19 protein-coding genes are annotated in these 16400 nt (G+C 37.2%); 10 read left to right on the top strand and 9 right to left on the bottom strand.

Annotation, left to right across the window (positions count from 1 at the left end; all coding sequences use genetic code 11):
• Window positions 1-3 precede the first annotated feature (3 nt).
• Window positions 4-1638, top strand: a complete 1635-nt coding sequence (groL, locus tag AN486_RS19075; protein ID WP_053540840.1) for a chaperonin GroEL — start codon at window positions 4-6, stop codon at window positions 1636-1638.
• A gap of 111 nt (window positions 1639-1749) precedes the next feature.
• Here the strand turns inward: groL and AN486_RS19070 are convergent, their stop codons facing one another.
• Both AN486_RS19070 and AN486_RS19065 read right to left on the bottom strand, forming a co-directional pair.
• The gene (locus tag AN486_RS19070; protein ID WP_053540839.1) at window positions 1750-2271 is read right to left on the bottom strand and encodes a hypothetical protein; all 522 of its coding nucleotides are present in this window, start codon (window positions 2269-2271) and stop codon (window positions 1750-1752) included.
• Between the two features lie 19 nt (window positions 2272-2290).
• Complete coding sequence (locus AN486_RS19065) at window positions 2291-2740, bottom strand: hypothetical protein (protein WP_081424316.1); 450 nt, start codon at window positions 2738-2740, stop codon at window positions 2291-2293.
• 39 nt (window positions 2741-2779) lie between these two features.
• Between AN486_RS19065 and AN486_RS19060 the strand changes: the two genes are divergently transcribed.
• A complete protein-coding gene (locus AN486_RS19060) occupies window positions 2780-2908 on the top strand; it encodes a hypothetical protein (RefSeq protein WP_257720886.1) in 129 nt (42 codons plus the stop codon).
• Window positions 2895-3200, top strand: a complete 306-nt coding sequence (locus AN486_RS19055; protein ID WP_053540838.1) for a helix-turn-helix transcriptional regulator — start codon at window positions 2895-2897, stop codon at window positions 3198-3200. The genes AN486_RS19060 and AN486_RS19055 overlap by 14 nt, the downstream gene beginning before the upstream one ends.
• A 147-nt stretch (window positions 3201-3347) precedes the next feature.
• Here AN486_RS19055 and AN486_RS19050 read toward each other — a convergent pair whose 3' ends face one another.
• The 3 genes from AN486_RS19050 to AN486_RS19040 form a co-directional block, all read right to left on the bottom strand.
• Window positions 3348-3791 carry a putative toxin-antitoxin system toxin component, PIN family gene (locus AN486_RS19050; protein ID WP_053540837.1) on the bottom strand — a complete coding sequence of 148 codons (444 nt, stop codon included), beginning with the start codon at window positions 3789-3791 and terminating at the stop codon, window positions 3348-3350.
• Complete coding sequence (locus AN486_RS19045; protein ID WP_053540836.1) at window positions 3791-4066, bottom strand: hypothetical protein; 276 nt, start codon at window positions 4064-4066, stop codon at window positions 3791-3793. Before AN486_RS19045 ends, AN486_RS19050 begins: the two co-directional genes overlap by 1 nt.
• A 119-nt stretch (window positions 4067-4185) precedes the next feature.
• Window positions 4186-5418, bottom strand: a complete 1233-nt coding sequence (locus tag AN486_RS19040; protein WP_053540835.1) for a WG repeat-containing protein — start codon at window positions 5416-5418, stop codon at window positions 4186-4188.
• 192 nt (window positions 5419-5610) lie between these two features.
• On the opposite strand from AN486_RS19040, the gene AN486_RS19035 reads away from it, so the two are divergent.
• The 3 genes from AN486_RS19035 to AN486_RS19025 all read left to right on the top strand — a co-directional run bounded on the left by AN486_RS19035 (window position 5611) and on the right by AN486_RS19025 (window position 9329).
• Entirely contained in the window at window positions 5611-6975 is a 1365-nt protein-coding gene (locus AN486_RS19035; protein ID WP_053540834.1) for an AAA family ATPase, read from the top strand.
• 157 nt (window positions 6976-7132) lie between these two features.
• Window positions 7133-8053 carry a radical SAM protein gene (locus AN486_RS19030; protein ID WP_053540833.1) on the top strand — a complete coding sequence of 307 codons (921 nt, stop codon included), beginning with the start codon at window positions 7133-7135 and terminating at the stop codon, window positions 8051-8053.
• Window positions 8046-9329, top strand: coding sequence for a photosystem II assembly protein (locus AN486_RS19025; RefSeq protein WP_053540832.1), 1284 nt, complete (start codon window positions 8046-8048; stop codon window positions 9327-9329). Before AN486_RS19030 ends, AN486_RS19025 begins: the two co-directional genes overlap by 8 nt.
• A 472-nt stretch (window positions 9330-9801) precedes the next feature.
• Here the strand turns inward: AN486_RS19025 and AN486_RS19020 are convergent, their stop codons facing one another.
• Window positions 9802-10263: an anti-sigma factor gene (locus AN486_RS19020; protein WP_039202305.1), complete on the bottom strand. Its 462-nt coding sequence runs from the start codon at window positions 10261-10263 to the stop codon at window positions 9802-9804.
• Between the two features lie 116 nt (window positions 10264-10379).
• On the bottom strand, window positions 10380-11036 hold the full coding sequence (locus tag AN486_RS19015) for a sigma-70 family RNA polymerase sigma factor (protein WP_053540831.1): 657 nt from the start codon (window positions 11034-11036) through the stop codon (window positions 10380-10382).
• Window positions 11037-11351: 315 nt separating this feature from the next.
• On the opposite strand from AN486_RS19015, the gene AN486_RS19010 reads away from it, so the two are divergent.
• Window positions 11352-12035: a L,D-transpeptidase gene (locus AN486_RS19010; protein ID WP_053540830.1), complete on the top strand. Its 684-nt coding sequence runs from the start codon at window positions 11352-11354 to the stop codon at window positions 12033-12035.
• A 436-nt stretch (window positions 12036-12471) separates the two neighbouring features.
• Here AN486_RS19010 and AN486_RS19005 read toward each other — a convergent pair whose 3' ends face one another.
• Complete coding sequence (locus tag AN486_RS19005) at window positions 12472-12900, bottom strand: hypothetical protein (RefSeq protein WP_027403137.1); 429 nt, start codon at window positions 12898-12900, stop codon at window positions 12472-12474.
• A 138-nt stretch (window positions 12901-13038) separates the two neighbouring features.
• Between AN486_RS19005 and psbQ the strand changes: the two genes are divergently transcribed.
• The 3 genes from psbQ (at window position 13039) to hemB (ending at window position 16074) form a co-directional block, all read left to right on the top strand.
• Window positions 13039-13491 carry a photosystem II protein PsbQ gene (psbQ, locus tag AN486_RS19000; protein ID WP_168635837.1) on the top strand — a complete coding sequence of 151 codons (453 nt, stop codon included), beginning with the start codon at window positions 13039-13041 and terminating at the stop codon, window positions 13489-13491.
• 217 nt (window positions 13492-13708) lie between these two features.
• A complete protein-coding gene (locus tag AN486_RS18995; RefSeq protein ID WP_290602068.1) occupies window positions 13709-14881 on the top strand; it encodes an FAD-binding oxidoreductase in 1173 nt (390 codons plus the stop codon).
• Between the two features lie 182 nt (window positions 14882-15063).
• Window positions 15064-16074, top strand: a complete 1011-nt coding sequence (gene hemB / locus AN486_RS18990) for a porphobilinogen synthase (protein ID WP_290602066.1) — start codon at window positions 15064-15066, stop codon at window positions 16072-16074.
• A 97-nt stretch (window positions 16075-16171) separates the two neighbouring features.
• Here the strand turns inward: hemB and AN486_RS18985 are convergent.
• The coding region (locus tag AN486_RS18985) for a hypothetical protein (RefSeq protein WP_290599467.1) at window positions 16172-16400 on the bottom strand (229 nt) is incomplete at its 5' end.

Genomic DNA, 16400 nt, shown 5'->3' with positions numbered 1-16400 from the left:
ATTATGGCAAAGCGCATTATTTACAACGAAAACGCCCGTCGCGCTCTAGAGCGTGGTATTGATATTCTCGCTGAAGCTGTAGCTGTTACCCTTGGTCCAAAGGGTCGTAACGTGGTTCTAGAGAAGAAATTCGGCGCACCACAAATCGTGAATGATGGTGTCACCATCGCTAAAGAAATTGAATTAGAAGACCACATCGAAAATACTGGTGTAGCTCTAATTCGTCAAGCTGCTTCTAAAACCAATGACGCTGCTGGTGATGGTACAACCACAGCTACCGTTTTGGCTCACGCTATCGTTAAAGAAGGCTTGCGGAACGTTGCGGCTGGTGCTAATGCAATTTTATTGAAGCGCGGTATTGATAAAGCATCTGCGTTTTTAGTCGAAAAAATTGCTGAACACGCTCGCCCTGTAGAAGATTCTAAGGCGATCGCTCAAGTTGCGGCAATTTCTGCTGGTAACGACGAAGAAGTCGGTAGCATGATTGCTCAAGCTATGGACAAGGTGGGTAAAGAAGGCGTAATTTCCCTAGAAGAAGGGAAGTCTATGACCACCGAATTGGAAATCACCGAAGGTATGCGCTTTGATAAGGGTTATATTTCCCCTTACTTCGCTACCGATGCAGAACGGATGGAAACCGTTTTTGATGAGCCTTATATCTTGTTAACTGACAAGAAAATTGCTTTGGTACAAGATTTAGTTCCTGTACTCGAACAAGTAGCTCGTTCCGGTCGTCCTTTGGTAATTATTGCTGAAGACATTGAAAAAGAAGCTTTGGCGACTTTGGTAGTTAACCGTTTACGCGGTGTCCTTAACGTGGCTGCTGTGAAAGCTCCTGGTTTTGGCGATCGCCGTAAAGCTATGCTAGAAGATATCGCTGTCTTAACTGGTGGTCAACTTGTCACCGAAGACGCTGGATTGAAACTAGATACAACCAAACTAGAAAGCTTAGGTAAAGCTCGTCGCATCACCATTACCAAAGACAGCACCACAATTGTTGCTGAAGGTAATGAAGCTGCTGTGAAGGCTCGTTGCGAACAAATCCGTCGTCAGATGGATGAAACCGAATCTTCCTACGACAAAGAAAAACTGCAAGAACGTTTGGCTAAATTGTCCGGTGGTGTCGCTGTAGTTAAAGTTGGTGCAGCTACCGAAACCGAAATGAAGGACAAGAAGCTGCGCTTGGAAGATGCTATCAACGCTACCAAGGCTGCTGTAGAAGAAGGTATTGTTCCCGGTGGTGGTACAACCTTGGCTCACCTCGCTCCTCAATTGGAAGTTTGGGCGCACAGCCACCTCAAAGATGAAGAGTTGACAGGTGCTTTAATCGTCGTTCGTGCTTTACCTGCTCCTCTGAAGAGAATTGCAGAAAACGCTGGTCAAAACGGTGCCGTAATTGCGGAAAGAGTGAAAGAGAAGGATTTCAACATTGGTTTCAATGCTTCTACCAACGAATTCGTTGATATGTTGGAAGCTGGTATTGTTGACCCCGCTAAGGTAACTCGTTCTGCTTTGCAAAACGCTGCTTCTATCGCTGGTATGGTGTTGACAACTGAATGTATCATTGTTGACAAGCCCGAACCTAAAGATGGCGCTCCTGCTGCTGGCGCTGGTATGGGTGGAGATTACGATTACTAAAATCTTTTAGTAGTTTTCCTAGTTTGAATAATGGCCGCTTCCGTAAGGGGGCGGCTGTTTTTTTGTCTCACGCAGAGGCGCAGAGGCACGGAGAGAATATTGAGTTTTAATTCAACTTATAGATAAAATTTCATCAAGTTTACTTTTTAAGTCCGGGGATACCATTAATGGATTGTAAACTTCTCCCTGATAAGGTTGCCAAACATAACTAGAACCAAATGCTTGGAAAATTGGTAATGTTTCTACTTCCTGCTCAATTGTTTTGGCTAAAACTAATCCTGGAATAGATAAATTAGGCAAATCTTCAATCAGTTCACTATAGGTTCTAAATTCATCAACTTCTACACCAACTAAAGCATAACGAAACGGAGGAGAAGACAGTAGATTTCTATAGAGTGTTAGACCTAAATTTGTCATTGAGAAAGCACTTTCGGTGTTGTTTATTCCTACTTTACTAAGATGATTTAGGTAAACCCGACACCACCAATTTTTTTCACTATCTTGAAAAGTGTCTGCACAATATGGCCATGGGTTAGAGAACATACATGGTTTCGCCGTAAAATATTGAGCAAATTCCTTAGCACTGCTTTCATCAGAGCCACACTCTGCTGATAAACTAAATATCCATGCCATACCTACCTCCTATTTAGTTCTAATCAATTCTTTCCCAATAATCTTGGGTGTTTGCCAAGGCTAATTCGTACCTTTCTAGTAACATTGTAATTCTTGGCGAAATGCTAACGTGGGTTGGGCTATCCTGAACAGCTTGTAAATCTCCAGTGATGTTACTATCATCAATTTGCCATAGGGGATCTTTTCCATATCCACCAAATTTAGCAGGTTTGCGAGGTGCTGGTAAAGCTTCAATGGAAAGGGAAACGGACATTCCCCCTGTATTTACAATGGCAACATCAATAAGCTCACCTTGAAACTCACGCTCTGACTCTGGTAATAAATAGCCTTGCTCATCTAGACTATCTACGGGCATTCGCTTAATATTTATATCAATATCACCCAGTCTAACTCCTAATTGTCTGGCACTTCGACCAATTTTGGGCTTACCATTTTCGTCTGTCATGCCCCGATAGTAGAATTTTACCATTAACTAATATTACTATATTCGGACAGAATGAATATTATTATGTCATTTCAGAGATTTTTCACCATTTTACTGAAAGAATTACCAAAAAACCAGAAAGAAAAAGCTATCAACTATATGAATGATTATATTAAACGTAACCAAAAAGGAGGATATTATGAAGAAAATTGAACAACTATCAACTCTTGATAGAATGATGCAAAACCCCGATTTTAAAGATAAATTTACATCAGGATATCAGGAATTTTTACTATCTGAGTTGTTAATCTCTATTATGGAGAATGATCATATATCCATTGCTCAATTAGCCGAAGAAGTTAATATTTCTCCTGCTGTTATTCAAGATATTTGTTCTGGTCAGCAAAAAGATATGAACATTAGTAATTTTTTACAGATAGTTCAATCTTGTGGTTATCGTCTTATTCTTGAAAAAGGAGAAGAGCGTATTTCTTTAGTTGCGTAAAATTTAACTTCTTTAATGATTTGACTCCAGAGCAAATGCAAATTTTTGATAAATCTGTAAAACGAGGTTAAATGGGTTATTTATTAGATACTAATATTATTCAAAATGCTCTTGATAAAATTTTACACAACATACAATATACTGATTTTATTTATCTAATATCCTGATAAATAAATCTGGTGATAAAATTTGTGTTCCGTGATAATGTTTTAATGGCAGAATATGTTTTTTATCAAGAGAAACTAAATAATCAGCACTAACTTCATAAGCTGCGGCTAAAAACATATTATCATTAGGATCAATATTATCCAAGATTGTCGCTTGATAAGTACCTTGAATTTTAATTGCCGTATAAAAAATGGCTGTTAAAATATCTTTAATATCAGTCTTATCAATATTTTTTGCTAATAATTTTTCAACTAATTCCTCTAATAGTTGTGGAGAAATTACTAGGTTAAATCTACCTTCTCGCCAGTATATAATAATTTTACAAGGCGCACTATTTGGGTTTTTACTCAATAAAGCTGAGATGAAAACAGATGTATCTACAATAACTAAAGGTAGTGGTGAATCAAATTTTTGAAAAGACATTATAATAAATCCGATTCATTTAACTTTGCCGATATTCTTCCACTGGCTGCATAAAATTTTTGCCAAACTTCCTCTTCGCAGTCGTTGGATAAAGCTAAAACTTCACTGATAGTTTCTGCAATAATGTCTTTTGCTTGTTGTTGATAATTTACTGGTGGTTTTTCTTGATGATTTAATCCCAGTTGTTGAATTAACTGTTGTAATAACCATTGTTTATCTTCAATGGAGTAAGTTTGTAATATTTGTTCAAGTTCAATAATCTTAGGTGATGGCATAAGATTTGCTATAATAGAAGTTTAGTTAGTTTTATCATAGCAAATCGTTGGGTAAAACGGAATCAATATCATGGGATTTTTAATGATATGTAGAGCCATTTTATCCAACATACCTACAACTAATATTTTTGTAGAGGATTACGAATATAACCCCATTTACCATTAACTTGTACTGCTGCTAATCCTTCGTTAAATCTATCAGCATAATCAAATTGAGGACTAATAACTTCCTTATCCTGTTTATTTATATAGCGATATTTATCACCAATTCTTACAGGAGCCAAACCTTCTTTAAAAGTAGCAGCAAAATCAAACTTAGGAGAAATAATAAATCGTCCCACTTTATCTATAAAACCCCATTTACCATTAATTTGAACTGGTGCTAATCCTTCTCTAAAAACAATAATATTCTCAAATTGAGGAGGAATAAGCAATGTTCCTTGATGATTAATAAAGCCCCATTTCCAATTAACTAATACTCCTGCTAGTCCCTCGAAAAATACCTGATTAACTCCTGCTATCATCCTTTCATCAAATTGGTATGGAATAATGAGTTTACCTTCCTTATTAAGAAACCCAATTTTACCACCAAGACCAAATGGATCTAAGAAAGTACCATCTGTTTTTTGTTCAATAACTGAAGCTAAACCTTCATAAAAAGAAGTAGTTTGACCAAATTCAATTGGAATAATTTGTTTGCCTTGCCTATCAATAAAACCCCATTTACCACCTACATTTGGTCCCGGACTAAAACCTGATGTAGCTCCAATATTGACCGCCGCAAGTCCTTCGTTAAAAGGAAGTACACGATCAAAATTTGCTGGAATGATTTGTTTACCTTCTTTGCTAATAAAACCCCATTTATCACCTATCTTTACTCTACCCATTTCTTCAGTAAAGCTTGAAGCATGATCAAATTGTATAGGAATAACTACTTCACCTTGTTTATTAATATAACCCCATTTACCTACACCCGGTATACAACCATTATTTTCAATGCTAAATGTTCCTCCCATGTTGACTGCTGCAAGTCCTTCTGAAAATTCGTTTCCACAATCAAATTTAGCAGGTATAACTTGCTTACCTTGTTTGTCAACATAACCTATTTTTCCATTGATCAATACTACTGCTAATCCATCAGAAAAATTGTTAGCACTATCAAATTTAGGAGGAACAACCCATAGATTAATACTCGGAAGGAAACTTGGATTTTTGATGAGTGTTTCTGCTAGTGAGATTAACTGTCCATTTTTAAACATAGGGGAGCTAGTTAACACCATTAAGAAAATTAAAAAAATAGTTAAGAAAAAAGAAAATAAAAATGGTCGCCGACCTTTGAGTATTTTTTTCATAGTGGTATTACAATGATTTTTTAAGTAAATAAACTGTTTTAGAATTGTTTGCTTGTATTTAATATTTTACAATAGTGCCTGACTTTTTTTTACACTAAAGTAGGATTTAGTACACAATTTAGACAAAATTTAACACAAATATAGTAGAATTTAGTATAATATAGTATTTCAAATATCATGAGGTAACTACAGATGAATAATATTGAGGATATTTTACAATACGCTGATAATTTAATTTTTGAGACGACTAGTGAAAATCTGACTCCTGTAGAGGAAGCAATTCTCAAAGGTGTTTGGCAAGGTCAGAAATATTGGCAAATAGCTGTAGGATTTAATAATTGCAGTGAATCTCATATCAAAAAAGAAGCGGCTAAATTATGGAAAAAACTAGGACAATCATTAGGAGAAGACCTGAATAAGGATAATTTTCGTTCTAGAGTAGAAAAGAAATATCGTGTTTCTCAAAGGGATAATTTTGATGTGCAAGTTAATGCTCAAGGAAATATTAATATTTGTGATAAGTCTTTACCAATTATAAATAATAAACAAGAGCATTTTAAACCTCCTCAACCCAAATATCAAACCCCAATAATTGACTTAACAAAAGCACCGGAATTAAACTATAATTATGGACGCACTTCAGAAATTGCTACCCTAAAAGAATGGATATTAGAAAATAAAACTAGACTAATAACAATTTATGGATTAAGTGGAATTGGTAAAACCGCTTTAACTCTGAAATTAATATCAGAAATTAAAACAGAATTTGATTATATTATTTATCGCAGTCTTGATAATCTGCCTCAACTGATAACTCTTAAAAATGAACTTAAACAATTTTTTTCTCAATCACAAAACCCATTACCTGAAATCATAGATTATTTTAGTTCATCTCGTTGTTTAGTAATCATTGATGATGTGGATAATATTTTTCAATTTGGTAACTTAGCAGGTCAATATTTAACAGAATACAAGGATTATAGTAAATTTTTTCAACAAATTGCCACATCATCTCATCAAAGTTGTTTAATTTTAATTAGTTCAGCAAAACCCCCAGATATAGAAACTTTAGAAATTCAAAACAAACACACAAAAACATTATATCTTCAAAGATTAGGAGAAGATGCTAAAGCAATATTGAGAGAGAAAGGCTTAAAAGATGAAGATAAATGGGACGAATTAATAAGAATTTATCAAGGTCATCCTGGTTGGTTAAATATCATTATATTAACTATAAGAGAATTTTTTAATGGTAAAGTATCCCTATTTTTAAGAGATAATGATGATCTATTTTTAGGAGATATAGAAGCACTTTTAGAAAATCATTTAGAACGTTTATCAGAATTAGAAAATAAGGTTATCAACTGGTTAGCAACACAAAATGAACCTATAGATATTTTCCAAAAACCTGCTAATATTGAATTATCAAATGCTAGATTCTTGCAAATTATACAATCTTTAACACGACGGTGTTTAGTAGAAAAAGTGTTAGGGGAAGAGGGAGTAAAATTTCAGTTAAATTCTTTATTTAAAGCATACTTAAACATAAAACTATGAGTTTTAGATAACATTCCTAATTTTAAATTACTATTTTCTCTATGTTTAGAAAAAAACGGAAAAATACGTGAATATACGTTTGTGTATCAGCAGTGCTTATATTTAAATGTATTCAATAGCATTTTTAGGATCTATCAAGTAAATAACATATTAAAATATGGCGAAACCAAGGTATGAAGGTTATAGCGACGAAACTCCTACAAAATGCGTGCGCGAAAAATTTGGAGATACTACAGTTTACGCTCAAAATGCTAAATCACTGCTAACAAAAGCCACTGGGTTTATTGCTGCTTATGACTTTACCCTCAATCCTTATCGGGGTTGTCAATATGGCTGTAGTTATTGCTATGCTGCTGCATTTAGCCCTAATTCTCAAATGCGCCAAGACTGGGGTAAATGGGTAATTTATAAAGAAAATGCTGCGGAAATTTTAGCAAAAGAATTAGAAACTTGGTATCGGAAAAATCCCAAGCAACCTCCCAGAATTTACATGAGTAGTGTCACAGATCCTTATCAACCTTTGGAGTCTAAACATCAATTAACTCGCAGTTTATTAGAAGTAATGCTTGATTATCGGCCAAATTTAGTAATTCAAACTCGCAGTCCCATTATTACTAGAGATATTGATTATTTACAAAGGTTTCAACGATTGCGAATTAATATGAGCATTCCCACAGGTAGCGAAGCTGTAAGAAGAGACTTTGAACCCCGTTCTCCTAGTATTAAAGCCAGATTAAATGCTATTACTAAAATTAGACGAAGTATTGATATTTTTAAAGGTTTTATTCCTAAAATTTCTATTACAATTACACCTTTATTACCAACATTAGTAATAGATGAAGATGCTTTTATTGAAAAATTAGCTATTGCAGATAGAGTAGTAATTCAAGATTTTCATCCTCACAATAATCGTTCTCTTGTCGCCGGAACTCGTCAAGAAGCTGAAGAAATTAAACAAAAGTATGCTTGGTGGTATAATTCTGAGAGGTTTAGTTATCAGAGATTTAAAGAAAAGTTAGTCTCTCAGCTTCCGGGTGTAGAAATAAAAGAAGGAAAAGACGGGTTTGGTTATGAGTAATTTTATTATTAATTGGTGGAGAAGTCAGCAATTTAAATCAGCATTACAGCGTGGTGATACCCGAAGTGCTGTACAAATTTTGCAAGAGATTCAAAAATCGGGAGCAAGTTTTTCATGGTTAGAGAAACTATTTAGGGATAAACTGCAACTTGAACGAAATTTACAGGAAAATAAACACGAAACTGCAAATTTAAGAAACCAAATAACAGCAGCAAAAGAATCAAAATCTCATCTGTTATTAAATCCAAATGCAGAATTTATTAAGTTTATATATCAAGCTTTTAAATTAGTGGATCATGATGAATATAAACTCCAAGCAACAGGAATTGATGAGAGTATATTTGATAATTTTGAAGTTAAACTAGTGGAATATCTTCAAGAAGAATTTAGTAAAATTTCTGATCAACAATTAGCAATTAAATTAGAAGACGCTGTTGAGGATATTACTAGCTTAAAAATGGGACAAGATCCAGACTACCGTTTTAGTCTGACTCCTCATGTCTATTTTATGAAATATTTTTTAGAAAATGTCTATTGTCTCTATTTAGCCTGGTTTTTAATTTACCAAGATGGGTTGTTACCAACTAAATTGAATATTCTTGATATCGCTGCTGGACCGGGAACAACAGCTTATGGTTTGGCTTTATTTCTCCAAAGTTGTAGCAGCTTTTTTGATATTCCCCAAATGCACATATCTTACTATTCTTTAGAAAAACAAGCCGCTTTCCAGTATCGAGGACTTCAATTTTGGCGTAAATATATCGAGTCGCAACTAAATCCTCTAAATAATTACTTTCGTTTTGTTAGTTCTGACATCTTTTTATGGGATGCGAAATCTAGGAATATTCCCAAAAACTTTTTTGATTTCATCGTTATTTCTCATTGTTTTTTCGCAGATAATACCAAAAGAATTCAAGCTAATAATATATATAAAGAAATATTTTCTGAAAGCTTAAATAATCAGGGGTATGTACTCTTAATTATCCAAGACAAGAAGCTATTCAAGGCTTACAATATTTATCAAGTTGAAGATAAAGAACAGGAAAAAAATATAGTATATAAGTTTGTAGAAGAACTTGGATTAGAATTAGTTTGGTATAAATATATAAATGCAACGGGTTTAAGAAAACCTTTAGCTATTTCTGAGTTTGCCAAATTTGCTCAAGATGAATTACCTAAGCAACTATATATGACTCGGTTACTTAAAAAGTATTTCAGTCAAAAGTATGAATCACACTATGTATTAGATGATTATGTCATATTAGCCAAGAAATAGAGAATTATTTTTACTCAACAAAGCCGAGATGAAAACAGATGTAAGTAGGTGAACACAATAAAACCAAACTGTGTAAAGAAACGTAAAATCGCCCAAACCCTCTTCACTCTTGCCTCTTGCCTTTTGCCTTGCCATAAGGACAATTTTCAACGCCAACCTACTTATCTACAATTACTAAAAGTATTGATGAATCAAATTTTTGATCAGACATTATAAGAAATCCGATTCATTTAATTTTTTCGATATTCTTCCACTTACAACCTAAAATTCTTGCCAAACTTGCTTTTTACGTTTCGTTTAGAAATCAACCGACATCAAAAAACCTCTATAATCGCCAGTAAATAGAGGTTTGTAAGCTAAACGGCTCATTTTTATATTTGGTTTGGGTGTATTTTATGACATCATAAAAAGTTGACCAGCTAGGAGGTATACTCACTGATGCTTGCTGGAGTGGTGACAGTTTAGCTATTAATTAATTGAGGTTGTTAACTAGCTTCTCGCTAGGAGCTACTGCTGTTTTGGGAATTTCAATAACTGGGTTATTTAAAGCCACCATTAAGGGCGAATCTGCGGCTGTTGGTGTTAATTCTGTTGGTTGTGTTGTGGCTATTTCTAGCATTCTGGAATTACTTGGCAATAAACCAGATATTGTTCCCAAAATACAAGCCACTGCGGCTGCACTACCTAACATCCAGTTCAAGCGATAACGGCGATTAACACGGACTAAAACTTGGTTAATCGTTGCTTCTGATGACTGAGAGTTGGCGGGAACAGGGATGTTATGCAAGCCTTTTCTAAGATTTAATAGTCTCTTGTATAGGCATTTAATTGAGGCATCAGTTAATAGCCACTCTTCAACTTGCCTGCGTTCAGTAGCTGTAACTTCGCCATCCAGGTAAGCACTTAATAACTCGAAACAATCGCGCTTCTCCATATTTATAGTACCCGTTGATTCATTTTTGCTTCTCAATGGCAGAAAATATATATTTTCGTTGACAGTCCTTAATATTTCTTAAAATCTGCCATAGAATTGAGGAAACATGGTGTAGATTATGTATCTAGATAGGTTTGTAACTGAGTTTGTAATCTTGATCTGGCTCTAGCTATTCTAGATTTCACCGTTCCCAGGGAAACTCCGGTAATTTCGGCAATTTCTTCATAGGCCATGCCTTCAATTTCTCTTAAAACAATTGTAGTCCGAAAAACTTCTGGTAAGTCGGCGATCGCTTCTCGCAACTGTTCATAAAATTCTCTAGTAGTTAGTTGCTCATCTGGACTTGGGGTATCACCGGCAATTTCCCAATCCATTTCCCCATCATCTAAGGTGCGGGGAGCATCTAATGATAAGGGACTAGCGACCCGTTTGCGTTTACGTAATTCATCATAGAACAAATTTGTGGCAATGCGGCTTAACCATCCCCGGAACTTGGCAGGTTCTTGTAGTCGGTTAATATTCCTATAGACACGAATCCAAACTTCCTGGGCTAAATCGGCTCTATCAGACCAATCGGGGGCTAAATGATATAAAACTCGATCAACTTGAGTCTGGTAGCGACGTAACAGTTCTGAAAAGGCAGCACGTTCTGGACGCAATCCGACTTGACAGCGCAAAATAAGATCGTTGTTTGAGAGTTTGTCAACTTGCACCGATGCTATTGGATAGGTGGCATCCACTGTTGACCAGGATACACTAATGGATTGACTCATGGATCAGATTGGCGTTAAATCACTCCCCTCCATTAGACTAGATTATAGATCAAAAGTTCCTCGGTAAGGTGACGGATTTATAATCGGAACACGGAAATATATATAGAAAGGAGTTTTCAGCATTTTATTCCATCGTCAAGTAAGTATGAAAGAAGAAGGTAAAGAAGACTACGGATTAACTTTTTGTTAGAGTTAGGGATGGTGATCAAATTGGCAGATGTCCACTAAATACTTGACTGGTACTTACTTAATGATCAATGATCAGTCACCTTTAGCCAGATGTGTCAGGGATAAATAATAGGCGATGAATAGGCGATGGCAATGGCAAGAAATGAATCTGTAGCGAGTATGGTCATGTTTCTCTGTTTTGGTACAGCAATTTTATCTCTGGCTGTCCATTGGCACAATATGAGAACAACAGGACAATTAAATCAGTCTATATCCACAGAGATTTATCCACAGGGTTCATCAGTGGAAATTGGCAACAGTGCAATTGCGGCTTCTGTGCCTAACTCTCCCCAAAAAGCTGCTGTTTGGAGAACACAAAGGTCAAGTCAGGATCAAGTTACAGATCCGGTCAAGAGTTCTCAGGGATCAATGCCAGTATCAAATACAACTCAAGTAGTGGTGGATTTGAGCGATCGCCGTGTCTATGTTTCTCAATATAATGAAATAATAGCTAGTTATCCCATTGCTATCGGTAAAAAAGGCTGGGAAACACCAACAGGCAATTTTAAAATCATCCACAAGGAACACGACCCCATTTGGCGACATCCCATTACAAATGCTGTTTTCGAGGGCGGTTCTGACAGTCCTTTAGGGGATAGATGGATTGGTTTTTGGTCTGATGGTCGGAATCAACTCGGCTTTCATGGCACACCAGATGTTGATTTACTAGGGGCGGCTGTTTCTCACGGTTGTCTAAGAATGCGTAATTCTGATGTCAGAATGTTGTATAGCCAAGTAAGTATAGGTACACAAGTATTAGTACGTGAATAAAAATATGAAAGCAGTAAGAATTAAGGAATAAAAGTCTTTTAGAGACTTCCAAGAAATAAATTATCCTAAGAAACGAACCACAGAGGCACAGAGTACACAGAGAGAGAATTTCTGCATCAGTTTTGGGACATTTTTTTATTTGGAAGTCTCTTACTGTATGCCCAACTCCTGCCTCCATTGTCGGTGTTATACCAGTCATTGCGAGGGAAGGGAAGCAATCACAACCCTTGGAATTGCTTCATTTCACTTCGTTCCATATGGCTAACGCCACGCAACGCTTACGCAATAACACTGTGTAATTAATTCTGTCTCACTACTTAACTTGGGTTTTTACATCCATATATTACCTTGAAGCAAAAGCTCAATTTATTCCCTTGCGGAGTATAAGTGACCATCTTCAAGAGCTTTTTCTACTATTTTTTCAATACTCTCATTTTTACAGACTCGGCTGATTAAACACCTCTAAAATTTGCCGACAAACCTGTTTCAGTTTTTCCCGAACTTCAGCAGAGGGTGTGGAGTCACCGACAAAACTCCAGGTTTCAATAGTGGAAAGTCGCCAAACTTCCCCACTGTGATCAAATCCAGCGGCTTCGACACCAATGGCGCGACGGTGATTATTAATCGGATCTTGATAAAATCGGATTTGAATCAAAATACTGCGACAGCGCCAAGATTTGCTAATGCCAGGAAAGTGAAAACCAATGTCTATAGAATCTGGATCTACTAGTTCTCTGGTTTCTGGGTCATTGTGCCAGGGTTTAAGATCGGATTTGACATCAGGAAATTCATATTTAAATAAATTTACTACCGTAGCAATTTTGCTGGCAAATTCTAGGTTTGTGGCTTGTTCGGCTGCGTTCACTCAATAATACTCCTCTATGCGGTTGGTCTGCGGGGAAGATCAAGACAGAAAAACCTGAGTTAATTGTAACGGTTCATTACATAGCGATCTAAAATAACACTGTTAATCTGTAAACAAACAAAAAATTAATTTCCATTTATGGTGCGTCAACGTTCTATTTTTTCACTGATTTTTGTACTATTAGCCACATTTTTGATTAGTTGTGGTAGTCCTACTGTTGTTACTGTACCACCATCTTATACGGCGGCGGAAGTTGCGAAAATTCAGGAATATGTTCCCGGAATTCAGATGGTGCGCGATCGCTCTTCCGAACTCCAAAACCTGATTAAAGCAGGTGAATGGGTGAAAGTGGGTAATTTTATTCACGGACCGATGACAGAAGCTAGATTAAATATGACTTATATCATTCCCAACCTAGCCAAGCAAAACCAAGCTCAAGCTCGACAAATTAGCAAAGATTTGTTGAATGACCTAGTAAGAATTGATCAAGCTGCTGCTGCGGGTAATACTAGCCTAGCTGCGAGTAAATACCAAGAAGTGTTTGCGGATATTGACAAATTCTTAGAACTAGTTCCCGAAAAGAGTAGCTAAAAGAGGAGCGTAGGGGCGCAGGGCCTGCGCCCAGGAGTCAGGAGGAAGAAGAAAGAAGAAGAAAGAAAGAAATTTCTCCCCTGCTTGCTTCCCCTCTCCCTACCTCTTGCTCCCCTGCCTCCTTTCGAGTCTTGAATCACAAAATGCTAGGGTAATGGAGTGATAGGGTGGAGAGGAAGACTTTTCATGCTTCACCCCTAACTCAAGCGCAAAAACCATGAATGTAGTAATTATCGGCTGTGGCGTGGTTGGGGCGGCGATCGCCTATGAACTCAGCCAAGTTAAAGGTTTAAACATCACCGTTTTCGAGCAAAAACAACCAGCACAAGGTTCTACCAGTGCCGCTCTCGGTGTGTTAATGGGTGTAATTAGCCATAAAACCAAGGGTATTGCTTGGCGAATGCGACAAAGTAGCATCCAACGCTATGAAACTTTGATTCCTGAATTAGAAGGAATTACAGGGCGGAAAATCCCTTGTAATCGGCAAGGAATCGTCATGCTATTATCAGAAAACTTAGAGCGTCCCTTAGAAAGTGGCGTTGAAGTCCTTTCCGAATGGGAACAACTGCGAGAAATTCGCCAATCCCAAGGTTGGGAATTACAAGTTTGGGATCAAGAACAACTGCAAAAATATTGTCCCCAAATCAGTCATCCGCAAATTATTGGTGCTGTCTATTCTCCCCAAGACTTACAACTAAATGCCACAGCTTTAACTTTAGCTTTAGTAGATGCAGCCCAACGTAATGGCGTAAATTTCAAGTTTGGTGTGTCTGTGACCGGCACAGAAACGCCTCCTCCTCCTCCCCCAACACCTTTACACATCAAAAAAGGATTGGGAGAAGCGCGTAAATGTAATTTTATTGAAACTACAGAGGGCAAAGTTACCGCTGATTGGTTTATTATGTCTGCGGGTTTGGGTTCAACAGCCTTAACTGCACAATTAGATCAAATGGTAAATATCCGTCCAGTGCTGGGACAAGCTTTATATTTGAGCTTAGGACGCAGTTTAGGAAATCCCGATTTTCAACCTGTAATTACTGGTAATGATGTGCATATTGTGCCAATGGGAAATGGTGATTATTGGGTGGGAGCAACCGTAGAATTTCCCAATCATGAAAATCAAATATCTGCAAGTCAAGAATTATTGGATATTGTCAGACAACAGGCGATCGCCTTCGCCCCAGAGTTAGCCGCAGCCAAGGTTCTCCGCACTTGGTCAGGGTTGCGCCCCCGTCCCGAAGGCAGACCAGCGCCAGTAATTGATAAACTACCGGGTTTTACAAATATACTCCTGGCTACGGGACACTACCGCAATGGGGTTTTACTCGCCCCAGCCACAGCCACAGCCATTCGGGAAATGATTTTACCTCAAGATTCTCGTTCCAATTGAAAAAAGTCTTGATTTGTAGGTTGGATTGAGGTTGAGGGACGTATCCCTGACGGGAGGCTCACCCAACAAATACCTTGGGTTGCGCTGTCGCTTAATCCAACCTACAAAAAATGGAGAAGGTATTGTTGTTAGGACTTATGTAATACGACTATAATAATGATTATCATTTTTACAGAGCTATTATGTCGTCTGAGAACTCGTCTACCAATCAAGCCTTACATCTGACTCAACGTCCCCGTCGTCTCCGTCGCACTGCAACCCTCCGAAAAATGGTGCGGGAAACGATTTTAACTGTAGATGATCTGATCTATCCGATGTTTGTCATGGAAGGTGAAAGCACAAAAATAGAAATTGTTTCCATGCCAGGATGTTATCGTTATTCTTTAGATTTACTCCTGGAAGAAATAGCCGCAGTGTCACAATTGGGTATTAATGCGATCGCACTATTCCCAGTTATTCCCGAAGAACAAAAAGACGACACAGCTACAGAAAGCTACAACCCAGAGGGATTGGTGCAGGAAACCGTCAAAGCCATTAAAAACGCAGTTCCAGAAATCATCATTATTACTGATGTTGCTCTAGACCCCTTCACAACTCATGGCCATGATGGTTTAGTTGATGAAAATGGCAAAATTCTCAATGATCAAACCATAGAAGTGTTAGTAAAAATGGCACTTTCCCAAGCAGAAGCCGGCGCGGATTTTGTTGCTCCTTCGGATATGATGGATGGTAGAATCGGCGCAATCCGTCAAGCTTTAGACGCTGAAGGTTATATCAATGTCGGGATTTTGGCATACTCAGCAAAATACGCCTCAGCCTACTATGGACCATTCCGGGACGCTTTAGATTCAGCCCCCAAATTTGGCGACAAAAAAACCTATCAAATGGACGCAGCTAACGCCAAAGAAGCTTTAAAAGAAATTGAACTGGATATTGCTGAAGGTGCAGATATCATTATGGTCAAACCAGCCCTAGCATATCTAGACATAATATGTCAAGTAAAAGCAGCAACAAATTTACCCGTTGCAGCTTATAACGTTAGTGGTGAATACGCAATGATTAAAGCTGCGGCTCAACATGGTTGGATTGACGAGAAAAAGGTGATTTTAGAAACTTTAACCAGCATGAAGCGGGCTGGTGCTGATTTAATCTTGACTTATTTTGCTAAAGAAGTGGCACTGATGTTGATGTAATAGTTGCCAGTCCTTATCTCCCTATTATTTATAGGAACAGCCGGTAAGCGTAAAACTCAGCGGCTTTAGCCCTGAGATATAAGCGGCTCGTGTGACTTTAGTCACAGTCATCTTTCTTGATATTGCCATACATATTTCTACCCACTCTTTCAATTAACTCACTGACGCTGATCTCCAGTGAATTAGAAGCCTTGATTAAATTTTCCCAAGCAGTATTAGTCACCATTATATTTCGGTGCTTCTTCAGTTCTTCATAAAAGACTGGCTGATTTTTTGTTCTTTTAATTCCTTTACCTGTTGACTTCATTAGAATATATGTATATACT

The sequence above is a fragment of the Anabaena sp. AL93 genome (assembly GCF_001672085.1).
In the GTDB taxonomy this organism is placed as follows: Bacteria; Cyanobacteriota; Cyanobacteriia; order Cyanobacteriales; family Nostocaceae; genus Dolichospermum; species Dolichospermum heterosporum.
The sequence above is the reverse complement of the archived record's forward strand: the minus strand, read 5'-3'. Positions and strand labels throughout refer to the sequence as shown.